This window comes from Pseudomonas muyukensis (assembly GCF_019139535.1).
Lineage (GTDB): Bacteria > Pseudomonadota > Gammaproteobacteria > Pseudomonadales > Pseudomonadaceae > Aquipseudomonas > Aquipseudomonas muyukensis.
In genome coordinates this window covers 4,342,713-4,369,308 of record NZ_CP077073.1, presented here as the reverse complement: position 1 = coordinate 4,369,308, position 26,596 = coordinate 4,342,713, and the positions used below count along the sequence as shown (strand labels likewise).

Here is a 26,596-nt window from a genome sequence, read left to right as displayed (position 1 = left end):
AGCGGGCGATTTGGGCGGCAGCGGCGCCACGGGTTGGGTGCTTGCTAAGTGGGTGCGCCCTGCTGGGATAGACCGGATTTTTCCATGATGATGGTGCGCTCCCCACCATGGAATTCGTCACGCAGCTTCTGATAACCCAAGCGTGCGTAGAACCCTTCGGCAGTAATGGACGAAGGTACGCGCAACGCAGTGATCCCCGCCCTGAGCGCCGCTGTATGGATGGTTTCCATCAGTAGTCTGCCAATACCTGTCCCATGGTGGGTGGGCGCGACAAACACTGTCCTGACAACGTCGCCATCGAGGCTTGCCGTCCCCAGCAGATCGTTCTGCTTGACCGCCACGAAAACCACTCGGCTATCGAGCAATGCACTGACCGCCGCAGGTGCGAAGCTCTGTTCTACCCGGGCGATCACCTCGGCCGGGTAATCCTGCGAGTTGGATTCGCGCAGTGCCGCGATCACGAGGCGGCTGATGGCTTCCGCGTCTTCGCGTTTGGGGCGGCGGACATGACATTCCATGGACGTATCCCGAATTGATAGCGCTACCACATAACCCTTGTGGGAGCGGCCTTGTGTCGCGAAAGGGCCGCAAAGCGGCCCCTGGTTTCTGATGTGTTGCGAAGATTGCCGGGGCTGCTACGCACCCCTTTCGCGACACAAGGCCGCTCCCACAGGGCCCGCGTTTACCTGTGAAGTCAGTGCTTCATCCCCAACTCTGCATCATCCATCAGCGCCTTGGCCAGCGCGCTCAGGTAATACGACGCCCAGATCAGCTGAGGCTTTTCCTCCATGATCCCGGTGATAGTCAGGTCGCACACGCAGCCCATCAACTCTGACGCCTGTTCCCGTGCGTGCTGGCAAGGGATGCCGGGTTCGATGCAGAACAGCGGGTCGGTATGCCCTTCACCCTGGTAGAACTTGGTCTTGCCCACCGTGGTGTGGGGCGTGGTGTCGTCTGTGCTCATGGCTCAATCTCCCTGAAATCCTCGATGCCTGGCCGGGCCCATTCGCCGGCAACGCCGGCTCCTACAGGCGAGTCGCGCCCCAGGTAGGAGCCGGCCTTGCCGGCGAACAGGGCCCGCCCAGGCAACTCACGACATACCGGCTTAATGCAACGTCCGAGGCTCCACCTGCGGCATCTGCACCTGAATCAACGCCGACTCGAGCAGCACCCGCAGCGCCTCCATTTCATGCATCGCGGCCATGACCAGGATCGACACGGGCGACTTGGGATGCAGCAGAACAGCCTGATGCGCCACGGTCTGCGCGCACAGGGCGTACTCGGTGGCTTGGATGATGGTGTCTTCGAGGGAGTGGTGGTTGTGGGGTGGATCGGGGACGATCTTTAACATAACAATTTCCCTTTGGCGGTGCCGCCACCTGCCTGCTGTCAAACAGTAGGGTGGCAGCTGTACGTGGGTTGACAGACCGGCGGAAATTGCAAAGTTCCGGCGCACGCAAGCGTGCCCGCACGTACAGCTGCCATAAAGGTTGAGCTGCGTGCAATTTGCCGTCACAGCCTGTCAAAGCTGTATCGTTGATGTGCAACGATAGGCCGAGACTAGAGCCCCACCAGGGCGACCGCAACGGAAAAAAAGCGGCAGGAGTGTATTTGGGAAATGGACTACAAGGAATAGGCTAAATCTGAGTTTTCTCGTAGAGGATAGGTCATAGTAAGACTTTTCCGGATACGATTTTACCTTCGCGCCCGATCAGCGGGAAGTCGAGGTTTGGAGCATAAATTTGCTTGTTCGCTGAATACACCATTCTTGCATTTAGAGTGGCAATAAGTTTTCGGTCAGCTTGAAGACTTTTTGACTCGTCGGAAAACTTACCAAGAAGCGAAACGTTTTTGGCGATCGGAAAGTATATGAATGTGTTCTTTAGGCCGAAACCTGGAGAGTTTCGGAAGAAGGGTGGTACTTTGTCCGGCTCATAGTAGTCAAGGAGGACTGGTCGGTCGGTGGTGATTATCGCTCCTGAGTCGGAGTCTGCTCTAATTAAAGACCAGTCACGCTTCATAAGCAAAGAGACGACGGGTTGCAACATTTCCATCTCTACTCGGATATGGTGTTCTCTAGTTACTTCGATGGTGTAAGGTTTTTCGTTGTGAAATCGCACCATGTCTTCATATGTTACATTATCAGACAGTGCGCCCCCACTTTTCCGCACTTGCTCAATTTGAGACTCCCAGTTCTCTCTGGTTGCCAAAGATATGCTCATAAAGCGTTCAGCTATTTCAGCTTGGAACTGACGCATATTTTCACGCATCTGTGGGGATCGTATAGCTAGCAAGCCAATGAGCGTAAGAATGGTGTCTTTTTCTTTTCCAGTAAAGTTTGCTCCTTCGATGACAGATTTTAATGATATTGCTGCATCGCTTTCAAAGTCTGCCAGGGAGTTTTCAATAATGTTCTGATCCACGCCCTCAATGTCAATTCGGTTGAAGTCACGTACTCCGCCAACATTTCTAGGTGTAGTTTCAAAATGCTTTTTCTGGGAGAGGTCTATAACTGTCAGCTTAGAGTTTTTGCTGCCATTATTTGTGAACCCTCGAAGGTAGCATTGTGAAAGAAAGTGATGCTGTCTTGCAGTCATTGTGCTCTCCTAGCATTGAGTGCTTGACGCTAATTTCGAGGGTTTTTTTGGTCTCAAGCAGTTGTTGTCGCTTCTAAAAACGCCGCCTCCAACAACTGCCTCGTATACCCATGCTTCGGCTCATGAAATATAGCCCCCGCATCCCCCTGTTCCACCACCTGCCCATGCTTGATCACCATCAATTGATGACTCAACGCCTTGACCACTGCCAGGTCATGACTAATGAACAGGTAGGTGAGGTTGTACTTAACCTGCAAATTCCGCAAAAGCTCGACCACCTGCCGCTGCACCGTCCGATCCAGCGCCGAGGTCGGCTCATCCAGCAAAATCAGCGCCGGCTTCAACACCAACGCCCGAGCAATCGCAATCCGCTGCCGCTGCCCGCCAGAAAACTCATGGGGATACCGATGCCGCGTCCGCGGATCCAGCCCCACTTCCTCCAACGCCGCAATAATCGCCGCTTCCTGCTCAGCCGGCGTGCCGATCTTGTGAATCCGTAACCCCTCGCCAACGATATCCGCCACGCACATGCGCGGGCTCAGGCTGCCAAAGGGGTCCTGGAACACCACCTGCATCTCCCGCCGCAGCGGCCGCACTTCCTTCTGGTTCAGCCCCTCAAGATTCTGCCCATGGAAGCGAATCCCGCCCTGGCTGGATATCAACCGCAAGATGGCCAGCCCCAAGGTGGACTTGCCCGAGCCACTCTCGCCAACGATGCCCAGCGTCTGCCCCTGGGGCAGGCTGAAGTTCACCCCGTCCACTGCCTTCACATGGTCCACGGTGCGGCGCAGTAGCCCCTTCTTGATTGGGAACCACACCTTTAAGTCCTTCACCTCCAGCAACGGCGCGCCTTCGGCGTTCGCAGCCGGTGCCCCGCTGGGCTCGGCATTGATCAACATCTGCGTGTACGGATGCTGCGGTTTGCTGAACAGCGTGGCGCAATCGGCCTGCTCGACGATCTTGCCGCACTGCATCACGCACACGCGGTGGGCGATGCGGCGTACCAGGTTGAGGTCGTGGCTGATCAGCAGCAAGGCCATGCCGAGGCGCGCCTGCAACGACTTGAGCAGGTCGAGGATCTTCAACTGCACGGTCACGTCGAGCGCCGTGGTGGGTTCGTCGGCGATCAGCAGTTCGGGTTCGTTGGCCAGGGCCATGGCGATCATCACCCGCTGGCGCTGGCCACCGGACAGCTCGTGGGGCAGGGCTTTCAGGCGCTTGTGCGGCTCGGGAATGCCGACCAGTTCCAGCAGCTCCAGGGTGCGCGCCGTGGCGGCCTTGCCGGTGAGGCCCTTGTGCAGCAAGAGGATCTCGTTGATCTGCTTCTCGATGCTGTGCAGCGGGTTCAGCGAGGTCATCGGTTCCTGGAAGATCATCGCGATGCGGTTGCCGCGAATGCGCTGCATGGGCTTTTCGCCCAAGTGCAGCAGGTCCTTGCCGCCGTACTGGATGCTGCCGCTGGGATGCCGCGCCAGCGGGTAGGGCAGCAAGCGCAGGATCGAGTGGGCGGTCACCGACTTGCCCGAGCCGCTTTCGCCAACCAGGGCCAGGGTCTCGCCCTTGCGGATGTCGAAGCTGATGCCGTCGACTACGCGGTTGACCTGCTCGCCAGTGACGAACTCCACCGCCAGGTCGCGGACTTCGATCAGGGTGTCTTGGCTCATGTCATTTCCTCGGGTCGAAGGCGTCGCGGGCGGATTCGCCGATGAATACCAGCAGGCTCAACATCACCGCCAGCACGGCGAAGGCGCTGATGCCCAGCCACGGGGCTTGCAGGTTGGACTTGCCTTGGGCCACCAGCTCGCCCAGCGAGGGGGAGCCTGCGGGCAGGCCGAAGCCGAGGAAGTCCAGGGCGGTGAGGGTGCCGATGGCGCCGGTGAGGATGAACGGCATGAAGGTCATGGTCGAGATCATCGCGTTTGGCAGGATATGCCGGAACATGATCGGGCCGTTGCGCATGCCCAGCGCGCGGGCGGCGCGCACGTACTCAAGGTTGCGCCCGCGGAGGAACTCGGCGCGCACCACGTCCACCAGGCTCATCCACGAGAACAGCAGCATGATGCCCAGCAACCACCAGAAGTTGGGCTGCACGAAACTGGCGAGGATGATCAGCAGGTACAGCACCGGCAGGCCGGACCAGATCTCCAGGAAGCGCTGGCCGGCCAGGTCGACCCAGCCGCCATAGAAGCCCTGCAAGGCGCCGGCGATCACGCCGATGATCGAGCTGGCGATGGTCAGCGTCAGGGCGAACAGTACCGAGATGCGGAAGCCGTAGATCACCCGGGCCAGCACATCGCGGCCCTGGTCGTCGGTGCCCAGCAGGTTGTCGGTGGAGGGCGGCGCGGGGGCGGGCACCTTCAGGTCGTAGTTGATGCTCTGGTAGCTGTAGGGGATCGGCGCCCACAGCACGAAGGCGTCTTTCTTGGCCAGCAATTCGCGGATGTACGGGCTCTTGTAGTTGGCCTCCAGCGGGAATTCGCCGCCGAAAGTGGTCTCGGGGTAGCGCTTGAACGCGGGGAAGTACCACTGGCCGTCATAGCGCACGGCAATCGGCTTGTCGTTGGCGATGAACTCGGCGCCCAGGCTCAGGGTGAACAGCACCAGGAACAACCACAGCGACCACCAGCCACGGCGGTTGGCCTTGAAACGCTCGAAGCGCCGGCGATTGAGAGGGGACAGGGCCATGTCAGTGCTCCCGGCTGGCGAAGTCGATGCGCGGATCGACCAGGGTGTAGGTGAGGTCGCCGATCAGCTTCACCACCAACCCCAGCAGGGTGAAGATGAACAAGGTGCCGAACACCACCGGGTAGTCGCGGTTGATCGCCGCTTCGAAACTCATCAGGCCCAGGCCGTCGAGGCTGAAGATCACCTCGATCAGCAGGGAGCCTGTGAAGAAGATGCCAATGAACGCCGAGGGGAAGCCGGCGATCACCAGCAGCATGGCGTTGCGGAACACGTGGCCATAGAGCACGCGGGTGCGGCTCAGGCCCTTGGCCTTGGCGGTGACCACGTACTGCTTGTTGATCTCGTCGAGGAAGCTGTTCTTGGTCAGCAGGGTCATGGTGGCGAAGTTGCCAATCACCAGCGCGGTGATCGGCAGCACCAGGTGCCAGAAGTAGTCGAGCACCTTGCCGGTGGTGCTGAGCTCGTCGAAGTTGTTGGAGGTCAGCCCGCGCAACGGGAACCAGTCGAAGTAGCTGCCACCGGCGAACAGCACGATCAGCAGGATGGCGAACAGGAACGCGGGGATGGCGTAGCCGACGATGATCGCCGAGCTGGTCCACACGTCGAAATGGCTGCCGTGGCGCACGGCCTTGGCGATCCCCAGGGGGATCGACACCAGGTACATGATCAGCGTGCTCCACAGCCCCAGCGAGATGGACACGGGCATCTTCTCGGCGATCAGGTCGATGACCTTGGCGTCGCGGAAGAAGCTGTTGCCAAAGTCCAGCTGGGCGTAGTTCTTGACCATGATCCACAGCCGCTCGGGCGCCGACTTGTCGAAGCCGTACATGCGCTCGATCTCGGCGATCAGCGCCGGGTCCAGCCCTTGCGCGCCACGGTAGTTGGAGCCGGCCACCGACACCTCGGCGCCGCCGCCGGCGATGCGGCTGGTGGCGCCGTCGAAGCCTTCGAGCTTGGCGATCATCTGCTCCACCGGGCCGCCTGGGGCGGCCTGGACGATGATGAAGTTGATGATCAGGATGCCGAACAGGGTGGGGATGATCAGCAGCAGGCGCCGCAGGATATAGGCCAGCATGTCAGTTGGCCTCTTCTGCGACAGGCGCTTCGCTTACCGCGGGGGAGACGTCGGGCTTGATCCACCAGGTGTCGATACCAACGTCGTACTTGGGCGACTTGGCCGGATGGCCGATGTGGTTCCAGTAGGCCACGCGGGAGGTCTTGATGTGCCAGTTGGGGATCACGTAGTAGCCCCACAGCAGTACGCGGTCCAGGGCGCGGCAGTGGTCGATCAGGCTCTGGCGCGAGTCGGCGTTGATCAACTGCTCCACCAGCTGGTCGATGGCCGGATCGCGCAGGCCGATGAAGTTGCGGCTGCCGGGGTTGTCGGCGGCGGCGCTGGACCAGAACTCGCGTTGCTCGTTGCCGGGGGAGTTGGACTGGGCGAAGCCGCCGACGATCATGTCGTAGTCGCGCGAGCGCAGGCGGGTGATGTACTGCGACACGTCCACCCGGCGCAGCTCGAAGTTGATCCCCAGGTCGGCGAGGTTGCGCTTGAACGGCAGCAGCACGCGCTCGAACTGGGTCTGGGCAAGCAGGAACTCGATGGTGACCGGCTTGCCGTTCTGGTCGACCATCTTGTCGTCGACGATCTTCCAGCCGGCCTCCTGCAGCAGCTTGTAGGCCTGGCGCTGCTGCTCGCGGATCATGCCGCTGCCGTCGGTGACCGGGTTATGGAAGGCGCCGTTGAACACCTCGTCGGGCACCTTGCCGCGCAGGGGCTCGAGGATCTTCAGCTCGGCCGGGGTGGGCAGGCCGCTGGCGGCCATCTCGGAGTTCTCGAAGTAGCTGTCGGTGCGGGTGTAGGCGCCGTTGAACAGCTGCTTGTTGGTCCATTCGAAGTCCATCAGCAGGCTGATGGCGTGGCGCACACGCACGTCCTGGAACAGCGGCTTGCGCAGGTTGAAGATGAAACCCTGCATGCCCACCGGGTTGCCATTGGGGATCTCTTCCTTGATCAGGCGGCCGTCGCGCACGGCAGGCACGTCGTAGGCGGTGGCCCAGTTCTTCGCGCTCACCTCCAGGGCGTAGTCGAACTGCCCGGCCTTGAGCGCTTCGAGGGCGACGGTGTTGTCGCGGTACGAATCGAAGGTCATCACGTCGAAGTTGAACAGGCCGCGGTTGATCGGCAGGTCCTTGGCCCAGTAGTCCTTGACCCGCTCATAGCGGATCGAGCGACCGGCCTTCACTTCGCTGACCTGGTAGGGGCCGCTGCCCAGGGGGATTTCCAGGTTGCCGCGGTTGAAGTCGCGGCCCTCGTACCAGTGCTTGGGCAGCACCGGCAGTTGGCCGAGGATCAGCGGCAGTTCGCGGTTGTTGCCGTGCTTGAACTTGAACAGCACCCTGAGCGGGTCTTCGGCGACCACTTCGGCGACATCGCCGTAGTACTGGCGGTACAGCGGCGCGCCGTCCTTGATCAGGGCGTTGAAGGTGAACACCACGTCTTCGGCGCGCATGGGGTGGCCATCGTGGAAGCGGGCCTCGGGGCGCAGGTAGAAGCGCACCCAGCTGTTGTCCGGGGCCTTTTCGATCTTGCCGGCGACCAGGCCGTACTCGGTGAACGGCTCGTCCAGGCTCTGGCGCATCAGGGTGTCGTAGATGCTGCCGATGTTTTCCGCGGGCACGCCCTTGTTGATGAACGGGTTGAGGCTGTCGAAGCCGCCGAAGCTGGACTGGCGGAACGTGCCGCCCTTGGGCGCGTCGGGGTTCACATATTCGAAGTGCTTGAAGTTGGCCGGGTACTTCGGTGGCTCGTCGTACAGGGTCAGGGCGTGCTGCGGGGCGGCCACGGCCGGGAGCGTGAGGCAGGCCAGCAGCAGGCTGGCGGCCAGGTGGCGCAGAGTGGGCGTCATTTGGCTTTCTCCGAGGTCGGCTTGATCCACCAGCTGTTCAGCCCCAGCGTGTAGGGCGGGGTGGCGACGAAGGCGAACCGGTTGCGGTAGGCCAGGCGGTGATTGTCGAGGTACCAGTTGGGGATCATGTAGTACTGCCATGAGAGCACGCGGTCCAGGGCGCGGGCGGCGGCCACCTGGTCATCGCGGCTGCGGGCGGCGAGCAGGGTGTCGAGCAGGTGGTCGACCACCGGGTCCTTCACGCCAGCATAGTTCTTGCTGCCCTTGGTGGCGGCTTGGCTGGAGTGGAAATACAGCCACTGCTCGAGGCCCGGGCTCAGGGTCTGGTTGAGGGTCATCAGGATCATGTCGAAATCGAACTGGTCGAGCCGTTGTTTGTACTGGGCCCGGTCCACGGTGCGCAAGCGTGCATCGATGCCGATGCTAGCCAGATTTTCGACATAAGGTTGCAGGATGCGTTCGAGGTTGGGGTTCACCAGCAGCAGTTCCATCTGGAACGGCTGGCCCTTGCTGTCCACCAGGCGCTGGCCGCTGAGCTTCCAGCCGGCCTGGGCGAACAACGCCAGGGCCTGGCGCAGGGCCGGGCGGCTGATGCCGCTGCCGTCGGTGTGGCTGACCTGGTAGGGCTGGGTGAACAGTTTGTCCGGCAACTGGTCGCGGAACGGCTTGAGCAGCAGCCACTCCTTGCCGGTTGGCAGGCCGCTGGCGGTGAACTCGCTGTTGGGGTAGTAGCTGGTGGCGCGCCGATAGGCGCCGTTGAACAGGGCGCGGTTGGTCCACTCGAAGTCGAGCATCAGGCCCAGGGCCTGGCGCACACGGGGGTCGCTGAACGCGGCGCGGCGGCTGTTCATGAACAGGCCCTGGGTCTGCGTGGGGATCTGGTGCGGGATCTGCGCCTTGATCACCTCGCCGCGGCGCACGGCGGGGAAGTTGTAGCCGTTGGCCCAGTTCTTTGCCTGGTGCTCGATGTAGATGTCGAACTCACCGGCCTTGAACGCTTCGAAGGCCACGGTGGCGTCGCGGTAGAACTCGTACTCGACGCGCTTGAAGTTGTACTTGCCGCGGTTCACGGCCAGGTCCTTGCCCCAGTAGTGCTTCACCCGCTCGAACACCAGGCGCCGACCCGGCTGCACCTCGGCGATGCGGTAGGGGCCGCTGCCCAGCGGCGGCTCGAAGGTGGTGGCCTTGAAATCGCGCTTGGTCCAGTAGTGCTTGGGCAGCACCGGCATCTCGCCCAAACGCAGAATCAGCAGCGGGTTACCGGCGCGCTTGAATACGAAGCGAATGCGCAGGGGGCCGAGGATGTCGACCCGGGCCACTTCCTGCAGGTTGGTGCGGTAGATCGGGTGGCCGTCCTTGAGCAGGGTGCGGTAGCTGAAGGCGACGTCGGCGGCGGTGATCGGCACGCCGTCGTGGAAGCGCGCCTCGGGGCGCAGGTTGAACACCACCCAGCTGCGGTCCTCGCTGTACTCGACCGAACGGGCGATCAGGCCGTAGCTGGAGGTGGGCTCGTCACCGGAGGGGTCGTACATGCCGGTGCCGACCATCAGCGGCTCGTTGAGCTCGTTGATGCCGTACTGTAGGAAGTTGGGCGTGGTGACCGGGCTCGAGCCCTTGAAGGTGTAGGGGTTGAGCGTGTCGAAGGTGCCGAAGGCCATGGCCCGCAAGGTGCCGCCTTTAGGGGCTTGCGGGTTGACCCAGTCGAAGTGGGTGAAGCTGGCCGGGTACTTGAGCGTGCCGAACTGCGCGTATCCGTGGCTTTCGCTCACCATCGCGACGGCGGGGAAGCTCAAGGCCAGGCTGGTTGACAGCAGGAGGGGACGTATCAAGTCGGCATCCGATCCAGAAGGCGTTGGGCTGGGTTCGGGGTACAGTAACAGCTTGTCTGGAATGGAAAAAGGGCTGGGGCAGGGCGGGTGGGGGTGGCTGCAATGGGGGCGCGAAGCGCCCCCCGAAATTCACATCAACGCGACAGGTAGACGGTCAGCGTCTGGCCTGGCTTGAGCGCATGCCCGGTGCGTGGGTTCCAGCGCTTGAGGTGTTTCATCTCGACGTTGAAGCGCTTGGCCACCAGGTAGTACGAGTCGCCCTTGCGCACCTTGTACTGGGTAGAGCGCTGCTTGGCAGCAGCCACGCGGTTGGCCGCCGCGCTGGGCGCGCTGCCGCCACGCAGGGCCAGCACCTGGCCGACCTTGAGGTTGTTGCCGCGGATGCGGTTCCAGCTTTGCAACTGCTTGACCGACACCCGGTTGGCCTTGGCGATGCTGCCCAGGTTGTCGCCGCGCTTGACCCGGTAGCTGCGCGCCGCCGGCGCCTTGGCCTCGGCCAGTGCGGCCTGGAACACTGCCTTGTTCGGTTGCAGGCTGACCAGTTCCTCGGGCTTGAGGTTGGACATGCGGTCGCTCAGCAGTTGCGCCTTGGCGGTGGGCACCAGCAGTTGCTGCGGGCCATCCACGGTCATGCGCTTCTTGAAGGCCGGGTTGAGCTGGATCAGCTCGTCTTCGTCGATGTCGGCGAAGGCTGCCACGCGGGACAGGTCGAGGCGGTCGTTGATGGCCACGGCTTCGAAGTACGGCTCGTTGGCGATCGGGTTGAGGTTGACGCCATAGGCCTCGGGGGTGTTGACCACCTGCGACAGGGCCAGCAGCTTGGGCACGTAGTCGCGGGTTTCCTGCGGCAGCGGCAGGTTCCAGTAGTCGGTCGGCAGGCCCAGGCGCTCGTTGCGCTCGATGGCGCGGCTGACGGTGCCTTCGCCGGCGTTGTAGGCCGCCAGGGCCAGCAGCCAGTCGCCGTTGAACATGTCGTGCAGGCGGTTCAGGTAGTCCAGCGCGGCGTTGGTCGAGGCGGTGACGTCGCGGCGCCCGTCGTAGAAGTTGGTCTGGCGCAGGTTGAAGTGGCGCCCGGTGGACGGGATGAACTGCCACATGCCAGCGGCATGCGCGCGGGAATAGGCCATCGGGTTGTAGGCGCTTTCGATGGCCGGCAGCAGGGCCAGCTCCAGCGGCATGTCGCGCTCTTCGAGGCGCTCGACGATGTAGTGCAGGTAGAGGCTGCCGCGCTCGCCGGCGTTCTCGAGGAACGACGGGTTGCTGGCGAACCACAGGCGCTGTTGCTCGATACGCGGGTTGACGTCCATGCCGTCCTGCAGGGCGAAGCCCTGGCGCATGCGCTCCCAGACGTCCTGCGGCGGTGCCTGCTCTTTGGCCTTGACCACCAGCGGGGCGGGCTTGTGCTTGATCCGCGCCTGGTAACTGTGCGCGCGAACGCTGTCGGATTCGTCGAGCTGACGGGTGCTCTGGCAGCCGACCAGGGTGGCGGCCAGCGCCAGTGCACTGATCTGTGCCAGTCGCGTCAAGGCGACCGAATGAGCGGTTCTGCGGCTACGGGAAGACATCGGCGGGGACGGTTATCCGGGCAAAAAAGTTCGGCGATTCTAGAAACCGGCCCCGGCTGGGTCAACCTTTTGGCTCACATTGCGATATATCGTGGGGTTATCAGAACACGTCCTTCCAAGACCTCAAGGCAGCAAAAACAGTGGCTTGGCTTGGGTTGGAATGTCCCTTCCATTCGTCTGCTTTTTGTTTAACGGATGTTTCAGCAGTGCGCAGGAAGGGGTTGGTCAGGCGTTCCAGGCCGATGGTTGAGGGCAAGCTGATGCGATTGTCGGCGCGCAACCGGGTAACGTCCTCGAACCGTTGGCGAACGTGCGCGCTGTCGGGTTCCACGGCGCGGGCGAAACGCAGGTTGCTCAGGGTGTATTCGTGGGCGCAGTACACTTCGGTGGCGGCGGGCAGCGCGGCCAGGCGTTGCAGCGACTGGTGCATCTGCTCGGGCGTGCCTTCGAACAGGCGGCCGCAGCCGGCGGCGAACAGGGTGTCGCCACTGAACAGTAGCGGCGTGGACGATTGCGCAGTGTAATAGGCGATGTGTCCCAGGGTGTGGCCGGGCATGGCCATGACCTCGAAGGTCAGGCCCAGGGCCGTGGCCTGCGCGCCGTCCTCAAGGGCCACGTCGCGGGCCGGGATGCGCTCGCTGGCCGGGCCGTAGACGGTGGCCCCGGTGGCCTGCTTCAAGGCTTCGACGCCGCCGACGTGGTCATGGTGGTGATGGGTGACCAGGATCGCCTCCAGCACCCAGTCGCGACGCTGGCCGAGCCAGGCCAGCACCGGCCCGGCATCGCCGGGATCGACCACCGCGCAGCGGCGATTGGCAGTATCCTGTAACAACCAGATGTAGTTGTCGGAGAAAGCGGGTAGGGCATCGATCTGTATCATGTGCGGATCCGTATCGCCAAGCCTGGACATTGACGGCATCTTAGCCGCGATGGCGCGCGCGGAGAACCTTCGAGGGAGAACGCAATGACCGACCAAGCCTTCGCCCAGGCCGACCCCGACTGGGTCGAACTGATCCGCCTGGCCCGCGACTGGTTCGAGGGGCCTCTTGGGCAGTTGATGCTCAAGGAAGAGGAACAGTTGCTCGAAGAAGAGCTGCGACGCTTCTTCGGCGGTTACCTGGTGCACTACGGGCCCTGCGCCGAACCTCCGCCCAGCGCCCCGCAGGTGCAGCGCAACGTGCGCCTGGGCGCGCCGTTGCCGGGGGTGGAAATCGTCTGCGAGGAACAGGCCTGGCCGCTGTCGGAGCATGCCGCCGACGTGGTGGTGCTGCAGCACGGCCTGGATTTCAGCCTGTCGCCCCATGGCTTGCTGCGCGAAGCAGCCAGCGCGGTGCGCCCCGGCGGGCACCTGCTGATCGTCGGCATCAACCCCTGGAGCAGCTGGGGCCTGCGCCATTTCTTCAGCCATGGCGCGTTGCGCAAGGCCCGCTGCATCTCGCCGTCGCGGGTCGGCGACTGGCTCAACCTGCTGGGCTTTGCGCTGGAGAAACGCCGCTTCGGGTGCTATCGTCCGCCGCTTGCCTCGCCGGCCTGGCAGCAACGCCTGGCGGGCTGGGAGCGGGTGGCCGGGGGCTGGCAAAGTGCCGGCGGCGGGGTCTACCTGCTGGTGGCACGCAAGATGGTGGTGGGCCTGCGCCCGCTGCGCCTGGAGCGCCGCGAGCCAATGGGCAAGCTGTTGCCGCTGCCGCTGGCCAAGGTCAACCGCAGCGCCGCCCATCCCGATTCCGAAAAGCACTGAACACGAGTGGTACATGAGCGATAGCGTCGAGATCTACACCGATGGTGCCTGCAAGGGCAACCCTGGCCCGGGCGGCTGGGGCGTGCTGATGGTTTTCAAGGGCGTCGAGAAGGAGCTGTGGGGCGGCGAGCGCGAGACCACCAACAACCGCATGGAACTGATGGCGGCGATCGAGGGCCTGAAGGCGCTCAAGCGCGAGTGCGAGGTGATCTTGACCACCGACTCGCAGTACGTCATGAAGGGCATCAACGAATGGATGGCCAACTGGAAGAAGCGCGGTTGGAAGACCGCGGCCAAGGAGCCGGTGAAAAACGCCGACCTGTGGGTGCAGCTCGATGAGCAGGTCAACCGGCACAAGGTGACCTGGAAGTGGGTGCGTGGGCATATCGGCCATCCGGGCAACGAGCGCGCCGACCAGCTGGCCAATCGTGGGGTTGATGAGGTTCGGGCTCAGCGTTGATCCGATTGGGGCTGCTGTGCAGCCCATCGCGGCTGAAGCCGCTCCTACCCCGATCCGCGCGCTTTCTGTAGGCGCGGCTTCAGCCGCGATGGGCCGCAAAGCGGCCCCGATTCCGGTATACTCCCGCTTCGAATTCAAGCACCGCCAGTTGGAGTCCCCCGCGTGGAACAGCAGCAAGACCAGCGCCTGGTCATCCTCGATACCGAAACCACCGGCATGCCGGTGGGCGAAGGCCACCGCATCGTCGAGATCGGCTGCGTCGAGGTCATGGGCCGGCGCCTGACCGGGCGGCATTTCCACGTCTACCTGCAACCGGACCGCGAGAGTGACGAGGGCGCCATCGGCGTTCACGGTATCACCGACGCCTTCCTGGTCGGCAAGCCGCGTTTCGGCGACGTGGCCGACGAGTTCTTCGAATTCATCCAGGGCGCCACCCTGGTCATCCATAACGCGGCGTTCGACGTCGGCTTCATCAACAACGAGTTCGCCCTGCAGGGCCAGCACGACCGGGCCGACATCACCCAGCACTGCACCATTCTCGACACCCTGATGATGGCGCGCTCGCGCCACCCGGGGCAGCGCAACAGCCTTGACGCGTTGTGCAAACGCTACGGCATCGACAACTCCGGCCGTGAACTGCACGGCGCACTGCTCGACTCCGAGCTGCTGGCCGACGTCTACCTGGCGATGACCGGCGGCCAGACCAGCCTGTCGCTGGCCGGCGAGGGGGCCGGCGGCGAGGATGGCCAGGGCAGTGCCGGCAGCGAGATCCGTCGCATCAGCGGGCGTGCGCCGGGGCGGGTGATCATGGCCAGCGAGGAAGAGCTCGCAGCCCATGCCGAGCGCTTGGCCGCCATCGCCAAGTCGGCCGGCGGGCCGGCGATGTGGCAGGCGCTGACCGAGCCCGCCGCTAGCTGACCCACTGACAGTTCCGGCCTAGCGCAGGGCACAAGTCGCAGCGATTGCATCAACTACCCTGAGGGAAAGTACCCGCAGAGGTAGTCGCCCGATGTACAAGGACCTCAAGTTCCCGATCCTCATCGTCCACCGGGCGATCAAGGCCGACAGCGTCGCCGGCGAGCGGGTGCGTGGCATCGCCGATGAGCTGGCCCAGGACGGCTTCGCCATCCTCGCCGCCACCGACCAGGCCGAGGCGCGCCTGGTGGCCGCCACCCACCACGGCCTGGCCTGCATGCTGATCGCCGCCGAGGGGGCCGGCGACAACAGCCGGCTGCTGCAGAACATGGCCGAGCTGATTGGCCTGGCCCGCCTGCGCGCGCCCAACCTGCCGATCTTCGCCCTGGGCGAACAGGTGACCCTGGAGAACGCCCCGGCCGAGGCCATGGGCGAGCTCAACCAGCTGCGCGGCATCCTCTACCTGTTCGAAGACACCGTGCCGTTTCTCGCCCGCCAGGTGGCGCGGGCCGCGCACAACTACCTCGACGGCCTGCTGCCGCCGTTCTTCAAGGCCCTGGTGCAGCACACCGCGCAGTCCAACTACTCCTGGCACACCCCGGGCCACGGCGGTGGCGTGGCCTATCGCAAGAGCCCGGTGGGGCAGGCCTTCCATCAGTTCTTCGGCGAGAACACCCTGCGCTCGGACCTGTCGGTCTCGGTGCCCGAGCTGGGCTCGCTGCTCGACCACACCGGCCCCTTGGCCGCCGCTGAAGCCCGGGCGGCGCGCAACTTCGGCGCCGACCATAGCTTCTTCGTCATCAATGGCACCTCTACCGCCAACAAGATCGTCTGGCATGCCATGGTGGGCCGTGACGACCTGGTGCTGGTGGACCGCAACTGCCACAAGTCGGTGGTCCACGCGATCATCATGACCGGCGCCATCCCCATCTACCTGCGCCCGGAGCGCAACGAGCTGGGCATCATCGGGCCGATCCCGCTCAGCGAGTTCAGCCCGGCGTCGATCCAGGCCAAGGTCCAGGCTCATCCGCTGGCCAAAGGCCGCCCGGCGAAGATCCGCCTGGCGGTGGTCACCAACTCTACCTACGACGGGTTGTGCTATCACGCCGGGCTGATCAAGCAACTGCTTGGTGCCAGTGTCGAGGTACTGCATTTCGACGAGGCCTGGTTCGCCTACGCGGCGTTTCATGAGTTCTTCGCCGGTCGCTATGCCATGGGCACGCCGCGCGCTGCCACCGACCCGCTGCTGTTCAGCACCCATTCGACCCACAAGCTGCTGGCTGCCTTCAGCCAGGCCTCGATGATCCACGTGCAGGACGGCGCGCAACGCCAGTTGGACCGGGACCGTTTCAACGAAGCCTTCATGATGCATATCTCCACTTCGCCGCAGTACAGCATCCTCGCCTCGCTGGACGTGGCCTCGGCGATGATGGAGGGCCCGGCAGGGCGTTCGCTGTTGCAGGAGATGTTCGACGAGGCCCTGAGCTTTCGCCGCGCCCTGGCCAATCTGCGCGAGCATATCGCCGCCGATGACTGGTGGTTCAGCATCTGGCAGCCGCCGGTGCTGGAGGGCAGTCAGGGCCTGCAAGCGTCGGACTGGCTACTGCGCAGCGCCGCGCCCTGGCACGGCTTCTCCGAGGTTGGGGACGACTATGTGCTGCTCGATCCGCTCAAGGTCACGTTGGTGATGCCGGCGAGTGATGAGCACGGCATTCCGGCGACGGTGGTCAGCAAGTTTCTCTGGGAGCGTGGGCTGGTGGTGGAAAAAACGGGCTTCTACAGCTTTCTGGTGCTGTTTTCGATGGGCATCACCAAGGGTAAGTGGAGCACCTTGCTGACCGAGTTGCTGGAGTTCAAGCGCCACTACGACGGCAACACGCCGCTGGGCGAATGCCTTCCCAGTGTGCTGGCGGAGCAGCCGTCACGTTACCAGGGCCTGGGTTTGCGCGAGTTGTGCGCGCAGTTGCATGGCTTTTACCAGGGCAATGCCAGCGCGCGACAACTCAAGCGGGTGTTCACGGTGTTGCCCGAGGTAGCGATGACCCCGGCAAGCGCCTATGACCAGATGGTTCGCGGGGAAGTTGAGGCAGTGCCGATCGAGAACCTGCTTGGCCGCGTGTCGGCGGTGATGCTGGTGCCGTATCCGCCGGGCATCGCATTGATCATGCCGGGCGAACGCTTTACCGAGACGACCCGGGCGATCCTCGACTACCTGGCCTGCGCCCGCGCCTTCGATCAAGGCTTTCCGGGCTTTCTCGCCGACGTGCACGGCCTGCAGCGCGAGGGGCAGTTGTACACGGTGGACTGCGTCAAGGAATGCGGATGATCTCGACGCCGGTCTGGGCCAGTTCGAAGCGATCTTCACCCAGGTGGTTGACGCGGTCGCCGATGGCCAGCCGGTAGCTGGTGATCGGCGCGCCCAGGGTGCTGCCGTCGGCCTGCAGGGTCGACTCCTGGAATTCATGGACGGGGTAGATACGGCCTTCGGCGTCGCGGGCGTGGAACTGGCCGACCATTACTGCTGCCATTTAGGTGGAAACCTCTGAAACGTGTAGGAAATGTCTGTACCCATAGACCAGCGAAACGCCTGGGAAGTTTTCTGCAAGGTGGAAAAAAAACCGGGGGCCGAGGAGCGGTCATCTATAACTACTAGGTCCCAATCCCCAAGTAGAGGTTGCAAAACGCCATGAGCCAGGTCTATTCGGTAGCGGTTGTCGTCGGCAGCCTGCGCAAGGATTCCTATAACCGCAAGGTGGCCCGCGCGCTGGCCGAGCTGGCGCCGTCCAGCCTCGCCCTGAGGATCGTCGAGATCGGCGACCTGCCGCTGTACAACGAAGACGTCGAGGCCGAAGGCGCGCCCGAGGCGTGGAAGCGTTTTCGCGACGAGATCCGCCGCAGCGACGCGGTGCTGTTCGTCACCCCGGAATACAACCGTTCGGTGCCGGGCGGGTTGAAGAATGCCATCGACGTGGGATCGCGGCCCTATGGGCAGAGTGTGTGGGGCGGCAAGCCAGCGGCGGTGGCCAGCGTGTCGCCGGGGGCGATCGGCGGTTTTGGCGCCAACCATGCGCTGCGCCAGTCGCTGGTTTTTCTCGACATGCCCTGCATGCAGATGCCCGAGGCCTATATCGGCGGCGCGGCGAGCTTGTTCGATGACAGCGGCAAGCTCAATGACAAGACCCGGCCGTTCCTGCAGGGCTTTATCGACAGGTTTGCCTCGTGGGTGAAGTTGAACCGGGCGGTCTGAGCCGCAAGGCATCGCGGGGCAAGCCCGCTCCCACGCCAGCACAGACAGGCTGGCGTGGGAGCGGGCTTGCCCCGCGATGATGCTCGACATCAAGATCAGGCGCCCTGCGGCATCTCCCCCTTGGCCAACCGCCGGTTGATATCGGCGATCACCTCGGGCAGCTCGTTGATGGTGTCGATCAGGTAGTGCGGGCGCGACCCTGCAAACATCGCGTGAATACGCTTGCGCTCGCTCTCCAGTTTTTCCGCACTCAAGGCGCGGTAGCCTTCCCAGGTCAGCCCCAGGGCATTGCCCGAGCACACCAGCGCCACGGTCCACATCCCGGCGCGGCGGCCTTCGAGAATCCCCGGCACGGTGTCGTCGACCTTCACGCAGGCGGCGACGTCATCGATGCCCAGGGCAATCACGTTGGCCAGCGCCTGGGCCGGCCACGGGCGGCCGTTCGGCGTCTCGTCGGTGGCCACCACGTGGTCGGCCACGTAGCCGTTCTGCGCGGCCAACTCGACCACCTTGTCCATCACCACCTTGGGGTAGCCCGAGCAGGAACCGATCTTCAGGCCGTCCTGGCGCAGCCCGGTCAGGGTGTCCAGGGCGCCGGGGATCAGCGCCGAGTGCAGGGCGATCTTCTCGATCTGCAACGGCATGAAGCGCTCGTAGATGGCGGTGACGTCGTCGTCGGTCGGCGTGCGACCGAACACCTGGCGGTAACGCTCGGCGATTGCCGGCACGTCGCACAGGGTGCGGATGTGGTCCCACTTGCCCATGCCCATGGGGCCGCGGGCTTCCTCGATGGACACCTGGACGTCGAACTCGGCGAAGGCCTCGACGAAGATCTGCGTGGGGGCGAATGAGCCGAAGTCGACCACGGTGCCGGCCCAGTCGAGGATGGCGGCTTGCAGCTGGGTGGGGTTGCTGTAGTTCATGTGCGCAATTTCCTTGAATTGGGTAGGCAGGGGTCAGATATCCAGCACTTCCATTTCCCGCAGTACGTCGGCCACGGCATCCACGGCGGCTTGCATGCCGGCCGCGCCGACCACGCCGATGCAGCCGACGCGGAAGGTCTCGACCTGGGTCAGCTTGCCTGGGTAGAGGATGAAGCCCTTGGCCTTGACCCGTTCGTAGAAGTCCTTGAACTGGTAGCGCGGATCGTTCGGCGCGTGGAAGGTGACGATGATCGGCGCCTGGATCTCGGCGGGCAGGAAGCTGCGCAGGCCGAGCTTGGCCATGCCCTCGAGCAGAGTCTTGCAGTTGTCGGCGTAACGTTGGTGGCGGGCCGGCAGGCCGCCTTCTTCAGCGTATTGCTGCAGCGCTTCGTGCAGGGCGGCGACCACGTGGGTGGGCGGGGTGAAGCGCCATTGGCCGGTCTTGGCCAGGTAGGCGTGCTGGTCGTGCAGGTCCATGGCCAGCGAGTGGGCGTTGCCCTCGGCAGCGGCCAGGGCGGTTTTCTCGGCGAAGACGAAGCCCATGCCCGGCACGCCTTCCAGGCATTTGCCGGACGCGGCGATCAGCGCTTCGAAGGGGATCTGCCGGGCATCGATGGGCAGTGCCCCGAACGAGCTCATGGCGTCGATGATCAGGCGCTTGCCGTGGCGCTGGATCACCTGGGCAATTTCGGGCAGCGGGTTGAGGATGCCGGTGCTGGTCTCGCAGTGAATCAATGCCACGTGGCTCACGGATGGGTCGGCGGCCAGCAGGCGGTCGACGTCGGCGGCGGTGGTCGGCTGGTCCTCGGCGGTCTCGAAAGTGCTGTAGGCGCGGCCCAGTACCTTGCAGATCTTCGCCAGGCGCTGGCCGTAGGCACCGTTGATCAGCACCAGCACCTTGCCGTTGCGGGGTACCAGGGTGCCGATGGCCGCTTCCACGGCGAAGGTGCCGCTGCCTTGCAGGGGCACGCAGTGGTGGCTGGTGGCGCCGTCGATGATCGTCAGCAACTGCTCGCACAGGCTGGCGGTCAGCTGGTTGAAGTCGCGGTCCCAGGAGCCCCAGTCCACGAGCATGGCCTGGCGGGTGCGCAGCGAAGTGGTCAGGGGGCCGGGGGTCAGCAGGATCGGGGCGTTGCTCATTCCGTGGTTCCTCACAGGCGGTGGGCTGGAAAACTATGGGGGCTAGGTTGCAATTCGCCGACTCATCAATCAAATTGTTTGTAGATATGCCAGCCATAAGTCAGGCCGATAGATATGAACCTGTTCCAGCTCCGTGCCTTCGACGCCGTTGCCCGCGAGGGCAGCTTCACCCGCGCCGCCGAGCGCCTGTTCATCAGCCAGCCGGCGGTCACCGGGCACGTCAAGGCACTGGAGGAGCACTACCAGATCACCCTGCTGCGCCGCACCGCCCGGCGGGTCGAGCTGACCGAGGAGGGCACGCGCCTGGCGGCCATCACCCGGGCCATGTTCAGCCTGGCCGAGGAAGCCCAGGCGATGCTCGAGGCCAACCGGCAGTTGCTCACCGGGCGCCTGGAAGTCGCCGCCGACGGGCCGCACCGGGTCATGCCGATGCTGGCGCAGCTGCGCGAGCGTTACCCCGGTATCACCGTCAACCTGCGTTTGGGCAACGCCCAGGAAACCCTGGCCGCCTTGCTGTCGGAACATGCTGACGTGGCGGTGCTGACCGAGATCGAGCCGCGCAAGGGCCTGCATTTGCAAAACCTCTGCGAGTCACGCCTGTGTGCCTTGCTGCCGGTGGGGCACCCCTGGGCCAGCGCCACTGGCGACTTGCCGCTGATCAGCCTGGACAAGCAGATCATGGTGTTGCGCGAGCCCAGTTCCACCACCCGCCGCACCTTCGACAAGGCCTGCGCCGATGCCCGCGTGCAGCCGCGGGTGCTGCTGGAGCTGGACAGCCGCGAGGCGGTCACCGAGGCGGTGGCGGCGCAGTTGGGCATCGGCGTGGTGTCGTCCACCGAGGTGGCCCATGACCCGCGGGTGGTAGCGCGCGCCCTGGGCGGGGCCGGGCTGGTCAACCAGCACCTGGTCGGTTGCCTGGAGCGGCGTCGGGAACTGCGCCTGATCCAGGCCTTCCTGGGTTTGGCCGCAGGCCTGTGATGGCTGTTTACAACGGCCCGGCCTAAGATGGCCGGCACTGCAACGACAGGACCGTCGATGAGCGAGAAAGACACCATTTCCATGCAACTGGTGCGTGAAGCCCTGCTGCAGACCTGCCCGCACGGCGAGCCCGATGCCGGCCTGCTGGCCCGCGCCGGCATTGCCGTCGAGCAGTTGCACCTGCCCGCGGCGCGGGTCAGCGCCGAGTCCTATGCCCGGCTCTGGCGCTTGCTGGCGCGGCGCTGCAACGACGAGTTCTTCGCCATGGATCCGCGCGGCCTGCGCAGTGGCAGCCTGGCGTTCCTGTGTCGGGCGAGCATGGCCCAGCCAACCTTGGGCGCGGGGCTGGAAACGGCGTTGGCGTTCCTGTCGCTGATGCTCGACGACCTGCAACCGGGCCTGGTGCGCCAGGAAGGCCTGGCCGAGATCGTCATCAATGAGCCACGTGATGAACCGCGTCGCGCCTTCACCTATTTCACCTTCTGGATGATCGTGCATGGCGTGGCCTGCTGGCTGGCGGGGCGGCGCATCCCGATCCTGGCCATCGACCTGCGCTGCGCCGAGCCGCCGTTTTGCGACGATTATCGGGTGATGTTCTCGGAAAACCTGCAGTTCGAGCGCCCGCGCACGCGGATGATCATCGCCACCGACGCCCTGGACGTGCCGCTACGGCGCAGCGACGAAGAGCTGCAGCGCTTTCTCGCCGAGGCGCCGGGCAACATCCTGGTCAAGTACCGTGATCCGGCCAGCCTGGGGCGGCGTATTCGCACCGACCTGCTGCGCCTGGACCCGGGCCGATGGCCCGACGGCGATGGCCTGGCGCGGCAACTGTGCCTGTCGCCCTCGACCTTGCGCCGCCGCCTGGCCGAGGAAGGGCAGACGTACCAGGGCCTCAAGGACAGCGTGCGCCGGGAGCTGGCGATTGCCTGGCTGAGCCAGGATGAACTGGCCATGGGGGAGATCGCCGAACGGCTGGGGTTTGCCGACAGCAGTTCGTTCTACAAGGCGTTTCGCAAATGGTTCGGTTGCAACCCAGGGCATTACCGGGCCTTCAGCCTGACCCGCGACGGCGAGCGCTGAACACCGCGAAGCTTTGCAGTCGCCCTGTTTCCCGCTGATAAACGCTGCCCGGGTGGTCGAGCATGGCGGTTTCGCAACCGGCAAAGGATCTCGCCATGCCAACTCTGGCCCCCCATGAACTTCAATCCGTAGACACCGAGCAGGACAACGCCCTCGATGCGTTCATCGGCGCGAAACTGCCGCACTGGCTGAAACAGGCCTCAAGCGGCCAGCTCAAACGCTTGCGCGAGGCGTTGAACGCGCATCAGGCAAGCCAGGCCCGGCTGCGCGCCCGCACCCTCGAGTTGCAACCGTTGCAGCGTTTCGCCGAGCGCCATTTCGCCAGCCTGCTGGTATCGCCGCTGCCCGATGGCGTGTCATTCGAGCAGTTGCAGTGGTTGACGGTGTCGCCTGAAATTACCGCTCAGCCGCTGCCCAGTTATGGCGAGCGTGAAACGCGAACCAGCGGCCTGCTGCGGCTGATGGGTAATTTTGCCCAGGGGACCCGTTTCTATGAGGGTTCCGGGCTGGTGATGGCCGGTACTGACAAGCTGCTGTCCAAGCCTGCGCAGGAGGTGGTCAAGGTTTGTCGAGCGCTGGATGTCGGTCGCCTGTACCAGGATGAACTTGCGCGCATCTACAACCCGGCCACCGAACAGTTGCTGGCCGATGACAAGCTGTCCGGCCTGCGCCTGGCAACAGAGATGGCTGCGCTCAAGGGCCTGATCAGTGGCGCAGAGCAGCTGGCTTTGCGCGAGGTGCTCGATGTCGGCCAGGTGCATGCCCGGGCCGAACTCAAAGGCTATCCAGGCCTGTTGCAGGTGCTGGGGCAACCGGTCGCCGATGGCCTGTTGATCCACCTGCGCGATCACGCCGGGGTGGAGCGCGGCGTGATCGCCTACCTGCCCTGCGATCCACGCCAGGCCTTGCGCCGTTACGCCTCCAGCGCCGCGATGAACCAGGCGTTGGCCGCTGAGCTCAAGGATACGGACTACCACGACCATTTCACCCAGCTGGTCAGCCTGGAACACCGGGCGGCGTTTGTCGGCACCTTGGCGGCACGCTTGCAAGACTCGCTTCCCGATCTTGCCGTGGAAGGTCGTGTGCAGGCGGGCAATGTCTTTCTGGCCCTGGCGCGCCAGCAGGTGCAACGGCTCAAGGACGATGCGCGGCTGCTGCTGGTGCCCACCGCCGATGCCGATGCGGCGGCTGTCCAGGCTCGCCACGCTGCCTGGAAGTCAGCGGGCCTGAGCCTGGTCAACCTTGCCGGTTTGTTCATCCCGGTGGTCGGCGCGTTGTTGCTGGCCGGCGTGGTGGCGCAGACGGTCGGCGAGGTGTTCGAAGGCGTGTCGCAATGGTCCCAGGGGCATCAACACGAGGCGCTGGAGCATATGCTCGGCGTGGCCGCCACCTTGGCGGCAACCGCAGCCACCGTGGCGGCGGTGTCGTTCGTGCGTAGCGCCTACCTGCAGGCACTGGAGTGGAGCAGCAGCGATGGCCAAACGCTGCGCCTGTGGTCGAGCGACCTGGAACCCTATGCCAGCTCGCCGACCGGCCTGAGCTTGCAGGCTGACGGACGGTTCAGCGATGGCCAACGTCATTGGCTGCGTCAAGGTGAACGCTTTTATGAGGTGCACCAACCAGAGCCCGGCGGGTCCTATCGGCTGCGTCACCCCTCGCGGGCGGACGCCTATGCCCCGGTCGTGTTGCACAATGGCGAGCGCTGTTGGCAATTGTTGTATCAGCGCGTGCAGCGCGAGGCGGATGCCGCGCGCATGCTCGATACCCTGTGGCCAGCGGCGCAGCCCCGCACGGCGAGCCAGGCGCGGCAGATCATGCAGGCGGCGCTGGTCGACGAAGAGGCGTTGCGCGGCTTGCTGGTCGAAAACCGGCGTACACCGATCAACCTGCGCGACACCTTCGAGCGCTTCGCGGCGGATGCCCGGGTCGAGGCATTCTTTCACGCGCTGGATCCGGCGTCCGGCGAAGTTGCCGAGCAGCCGTTGCTCCACTGGTGCCTGGCACAGCCCCAGGTCACGACAGCGGCCGATATCCCTGGCCTTCAGGCCGAGTTGCGTAGCGCGCTGTTCGACCACCTGCTGGCCTTGCCGGCCACCGACAATGAACTCGCCGCCCTGTTGTGCAAGGCCGTCCCCTCGCTGCCTGAGGCCTATGCCCGGGCACTGGCCGAGGAGGTGGGCGTGGCGCAAGCTGAGCAGGCGCTGGCGCAGGATCGCCTGCCTGGCGAATTGCACGCCCGGGCGGTGGCGCTGTCGCGCATGGCCCGGCTCAATCGCATGCTGGCGGGCCTGTACCTGCGCAGTGCCTACGCCGATGACACGGGCGTATTGGCGCTGACCTTGCTCGACAAGTTGCAGCCCAACGGCCTGCGCTTGAGCCTGAGCCGGGATATCGCCCAGGCAGACGTGCTGGCCACGGCAGGCGCCGAGGACGAAAACATTGCCCATTGGGTGCTGGTGCGCGACCAAGGCGAGTTCAAGGTGTATGACGATGCCGGCAACGCCGTCGAGCTGCCAGCGACTGATGACCTCTTCGCTGCCCTCGCCAACGTACTGGCCGCGCGCAACCTGTCGGCCAGCCTGCAACTGGAGGGCGAGCAGGCAGGCGCTCAGCTTCGCGACAAACTGCTGGCGCAATTGCCCGGTACCCAGCAGGGTATCGCCCGCTTGCTGGGCTGGCCTGGCCAGCACGTCTGGTTCAACCCTGGCCAACGGCTGGCCGATGGGCGGGTGGGCTACCTGCTCAGCGGGCGAGGCCCCGGGCGGGTCTCGCAGCGCGCGATCCTGCGTGACGGGCTGCGCCAGTACTTTCCTGGGCTCAACGATGCCCAGCTGGAACTGGAATTGCAGATCAGATGGCGCCAGGGGGTACGCGTACAAGCGGTGTTGTGGGCGCTCGAGGATGATCTCGAGCAATTGACGCGATCAGTCAACCAATGGGTTGGCTATGCCCTGGACGATGCCTCGCGGCGAACTCGCCAGCTGTTCGCCGAGCGTTTGTTGCGAGCCTGGCGGGGCTTGGGTGAGTCGCACATGAACGACGTGGCGGGGCAACGCCTGGGGCTGCACCTGGCGTTCACCGACCTGCCAGTGGCGACCTTGCCGGAGCTGCCGTTGCAGGTGGATTTCTTCCATGTGAAAGCGTTGCAGATCACCGATACGCCCATCAGCCATGTGCATGCGGGGTTCCTGCGTGCCTTCACCGATCTGCAGCGCCTGGACCTGCGCGACAATCATCTGTTGCGATGCCCGGATGGCCTGGGCTACTTGATCAACCTGCGGCGCCTGCAGCTGGCGAACAACCAGATCCGCCTGGACGCACAAGCGTTGGAATCGTTGAGCCGCCTGCCGCTGCTGAGCCATCTCGACCTGAGCGACAATCCCTTGGCCGCTGCTGGCGACCTGCCTTTCCATCACTTGCCACAGTTGATCGAACTGCGCCTGCGTCGGTGCGGGCTGCGCGCGTGGCCTGCGGGTATCGAGGTATGCAGCGGGCTCAAGCTGGTTGACCTGCGCAACAACGCCTTGCGCGGCGTGCCTGAAGCGATACTGCGCATGCCGCAGGTGTTTCGTGAGGTGTTCCTGGTGGATGGCAACCGTCTGAGCATGACCGAGCTTGCCAACTTGCTGGCGCTGGACCCGATCCTGGAGCAGCCTGAGTATGAGAGTGGGCGCGCCTGGTGGGTGGGCGAGGCCAGCTCGCAGGCCGAGCGCGGATCGCTGTGGGACGAATTATCGGCCGAGAAGCACAATGCCGGGGTGTTCACGTTACTGGAGGGGCTGGAGCAGGTCGCCGAATACAGCTGGCCGCGCGCGATGCTCGAGCGGCAGGTGTGGGCCATCCTTGCGCGGATGCGCGCCGACCCTGAATTCGCGACGGCCGCCAGGCGCGAGGCGGACCTTGGGCTGGGCGATGGCAATCGGCTGCTCGGCTGTTTCAGCCAGTTGCTGCAACTGCATGCCCAAGCCCGGGCCGCAGATTCGGCTGGGGGCATGTCGGGTGCGCAATTGCTGGGCTTGGGCAAGGGGCTGTTTCGCCTGGAGCGCCTGCACGCGCATGTTCAGGCTGATATCCAGGCGCGCGCGGGGCTCGGCGAAAGCAGTCGCAGGGCACTTGCCCTGTGCTATCGGGTCAAGCTGCGACGGGCGTTGAACTTGCCATTCCAGCCTAACCGTTTCTACAGCATCGGGGTGCCCAGCGTGAGCGAGGCACAGGTGAGCGCCGCCCGTGATGCAGTGCAGGCGGCGGCCGTGCCGGAAGTGGTGGCGGCAAGCCTGTGCCGGCAGCTGTTCTGGCAACGGTTCCTCGAGCGCTACGACGCGGCGGCGTTCGCCGCGCTCGCGCCGACAGCCGATCAACAGCCGTTGCGCGAGCGCCTGACCTTGGAGTTCATGCAACGCATGGCGCGGATCCAGAGCGATGAGGAGCGTGCTGTGGGGCGCTAGTGTGGTGCTTCGCAAATAACGACCCTGATTCGCGGTGCTTTTTGCACTCATGCGGCGTTGTCGCTCCTCGCTTGAGCACAAAAAC

Annotated in this window: 22 protein-coding genes; 8 read left to right on the top strand and 14 right to left on the bottom strand. The window is 64.4% G+C overall.

Going from position 1 to position 26,596, the window contains the following annotated elements; translation table 11 throughout:
- Positions 1–44: 44 nt before the first annotated feature.
- The 11 genes from KSS95_RS19205 to gloB all read right to left on the bottom strand — a co-directional run bounded on the left by KSS95_RS19205 (position 45) and on the right by gloB (position 12,465).
- Complete coding sequence (locus tag KSS95_RS19205; protein WP_217848737.1) at positions 45–518, bottom strand: GNAT family N-acetyltransferase; 474 nt, start codon at positions 516–518, stop codon at positions 45–47.
- Between the two features lie 176 nt (positions 519–694).
- A complete protein-coding gene (locus KSS95_RS19200) occupies positions 695–964 on the bottom strand; it encodes a DUF3077 domain-containing protein (protein ID WP_062363628.1) in 270 nt (89 codons plus the stop codon).
- A 141-nt stretch (positions 965–1,105) separates the two neighbouring features.
- Positions 1,106–1,351 (bottom strand): hypothetical protein, encoded by a 246-nt coding sequence (locus tag KSS95_RS19195; RefSeq protein ID WP_011534689.1) that lies wholly within the window; start codon positions 1,349–1,351, stop codon positions 1,106–1,108.
- Positions 1,352–1,667: 316 nt separating this feature from the next.
- Positions 1,668–2,597, bottom strand: coding sequence for a DUF4238 domain-containing protein (locus tag KSS95_RS19190; RefSeq protein ID WP_217848735.1), 930 nt, complete (start codon positions 2,595–2,597; stop codon positions 1,668–1,670).
- A gap of 53 nt (positions 2,598–2,650) precedes the next feature.
- Positions 2,651–4,261 carry an ABC transporter ATP-binding protein gene (locus KSS95_RS19185; protein WP_217848733.1) on the bottom strand — a complete coding sequence of 537 codons (1,611 nt, stop codon included), beginning with the start codon at positions 4,259–4,261 and terminating at the stop codon, positions 2,651–2,653.
- Between the two features lies 1 nt (position 4,262).
- On the bottom strand, positions 4,263–5,282 hold the full coding sequence (locus tag KSS95_RS19180; RefSeq protein ID WP_217848732.1) for an ABC transporter permease: 1,020 nt from the start codon (positions 5,280–5,282) through the stop codon (positions 4,263–4,265).
- A 1-nt stretch (position 5,283) separates the two neighbouring features.
- Positions 5,284–6,357: a microcin C ABC transporter permease YejB gene (locus tag KSS95_RS19175; RefSeq protein WP_038706480.1), complete on the bottom strand. Its 1,074-nt coding sequence runs from the start codon at positions 6,355–6,357 to the stop codon at positions 5,284–5,286.
- A gap of 1 nt (position 6,358) precedes the next feature.
- Positions 6,359–8,191 (bottom strand): extracellular solute-binding protein, encoded by a 1,833-nt coding sequence (locus KSS95_RS19170; protein ID WP_217848730.1) that lies wholly within the window; start codon positions 8,189–8,191, stop codon positions 6,359–6,361.
- Positions 8,188–9,963, bottom strand: coding sequence for an extracellular solute-binding protein (locus KSS95_RS19165; protein ID WP_217854037.1), 1,776 nt, complete (start codon positions 9,961–9,963; stop codon positions 8,188–8,190). The genes KSS95_RS19170 and KSS95_RS19165 overlap by 4 nt, the downstream gene beginning before the upstream one ends.
- Before the next feature lie 191 nt (positions 9,964–10,154).
- Positions 10,155–11,585, bottom strand: coding sequence for a lytic transglycosylase domain-containing protein (locus KSS95_RS19160; RefSeq protein WP_217848728.1), 1,431 nt, complete (start codon positions 11,583–11,585; stop codon positions 10,155–10,157).
- A gap of 100 nt (positions 11,586–11,685) precedes the next feature.
- Positions 11,686–12,465 (bottom strand): hydroxyacylglutathione hydrolase, encoded by a 780-nt coding sequence (gene gloB, locus KSS95_RS19155; protein WP_217848726.1) that lies wholly within the window; start codon positions 12,463–12,465, stop codon positions 11,686–11,688.
- An 84-nt stretch (positions 12,466–12,549) separates the two neighbouring features.
- On the opposite strand from gloB, the gene KSS95_RS19150 reads away from it, so the two are divergent.
- From KSS95_RS19150 to KSS95_RS19135, 4 genes are all read left to right on the top strand, one after another.
- Positions 12,550–13,323, top strand: coding sequence for a class I SAM-dependent methyltransferase (locus tag KSS95_RS19150; RefSeq protein ID WP_217848724.1), 774 nt, complete (start codon positions 12,550–12,552; stop codon positions 13,321–13,323).
- Between the two features lie 13 nt (positions 13,324–13,336).
- Positions 13,337–13,783, top strand: a complete 447-nt coding sequence (gene rnhA / locus KSS95_RS19145; RefSeq protein WP_217848722.1) for a ribonuclease HI — start codon at positions 13,337–13,339, stop codon at positions 13,781–13,783.
- Between the two features lie 162 nt (positions 13,784–13,945).
- A complete protein-coding gene (gene dnaQ / locus KSS95_RS19140; RefSeq protein WP_217848720.1) occupies positions 13,946–14,701 on the top strand; it encodes a DNA polymerase III subunit epsilon in 756 nt (251 codons plus the stop codon).
- Positions 14,702–14,792: 91 nt separating this feature from the next.
- Complete coding sequence (locus KSS95_RS19135; RefSeq protein WP_217848718.1) at positions 14,793–17,024, top strand: Orn/Lys/Arg family decarboxylase; 2,232 nt, start codon at positions 14,793–14,795, stop codon at positions 17,022–17,024.
- Here KSS95_RS19135 and KSS95_RS19130 read toward each other — a convergent pair.
- Positions 17,008–17,226 (bottom strand): hypothetical protein, encoded by a 219-nt coding sequence (locus KSS95_RS19130; protein WP_134692604.1) that lies wholly within the window; start codon positions 17,224–17,226, stop codon positions 17,008–17,010. The two genes, KSS95_RS19135 and KSS95_RS19130, sit on opposite strands and share 17 nt — an antisense overlap.
- Positions 17,227–17,384: 158 nt before the next feature.
- Between KSS95_RS19130 and KSS95_RS19125 the strand changes: the two genes are divergently transcribed.
- On the top strand, positions 17,385–17,945 hold the full coding sequence (locus tag KSS95_RS19125; RefSeq protein ID WP_217848716.1) for an NADPH-dependent FMN reductase: 561 nt from the start codon (positions 17,385–17,387) through the stop codon (positions 17,943–17,945).
- A gap of 95 nt (positions 17,946–18,040) precedes the next feature.
- Here the strand turns inward: KSS95_RS19125 and phnX are convergent, their stop codons facing one another.
- Both phnX and KSS95_RS19115 read right to left on the bottom strand, forming a co-directional pair.
- Entirely contained in the window at positions 18,041–18,868 is an 828-nt protein-coding gene (gene phnX / locus KSS95_RS19120; protein ID WP_217848714.1) for a phosphonoacetaldehyde hydrolase, read from the bottom strand.
- Between the two features lie 33 nt (positions 18,869–18,901).
- Positions 18,902–20,008: a 2-aminoethylphosphonate--pyruvate transaminase gene (locus KSS95_RS19115; RefSeq protein WP_217848712.1), complete on the bottom strand. Its 1,107-nt coding sequence runs from the start codon at positions 20,006–20,008 to the stop codon at positions 18,902–18,904.
- 114 nt (positions 20,009–20,122) lie between these two features.
- Here KSS95_RS19115 and KSS95_RS19110 point away from each other — a divergent pair, with 114 nt between their 5' ends.
- The 3 genes from KSS95_RS19110 (at position 20,123) to KSS95_RS19100 (ending at position 26,511) form a co-directional block, all read left to right on the top strand.
- On the top strand, positions 20,123–20,986 hold the full coding sequence (locus KSS95_RS19110; RefSeq protein WP_217848710.1) for a LysR substrate-binding domain-containing protein: 864 nt from the start codon (positions 20,123–20,125) through the stop codon (positions 20,984–20,986).
- 57 nt (positions 20,987–21,043) lie between these two features.
- Positions 21,044–22,066: an AraC family transcriptional regulator gene (locus tag KSS95_RS19105; protein ID WP_217848709.1), complete on the top strand. Its 1,023-nt coding sequence runs from the start codon at positions 21,044–21,046 to the stop codon at positions 22,064–22,066.
- A 95-nt stretch (positions 22,067–22,161) separates the two neighbouring features.
- Positions 22,162–26,511, top strand: coding sequence for an NEL-type E3 ubiquitin ligase domain-containing protein (locus tag KSS95_RS19100; protein WP_217848707.1), 4,350 nt, complete (start codon positions 22,162–22,164; stop codon positions 26,509–26,511).
- Positions 26,512–26,596: the final 85 nt, after the last annotated feature.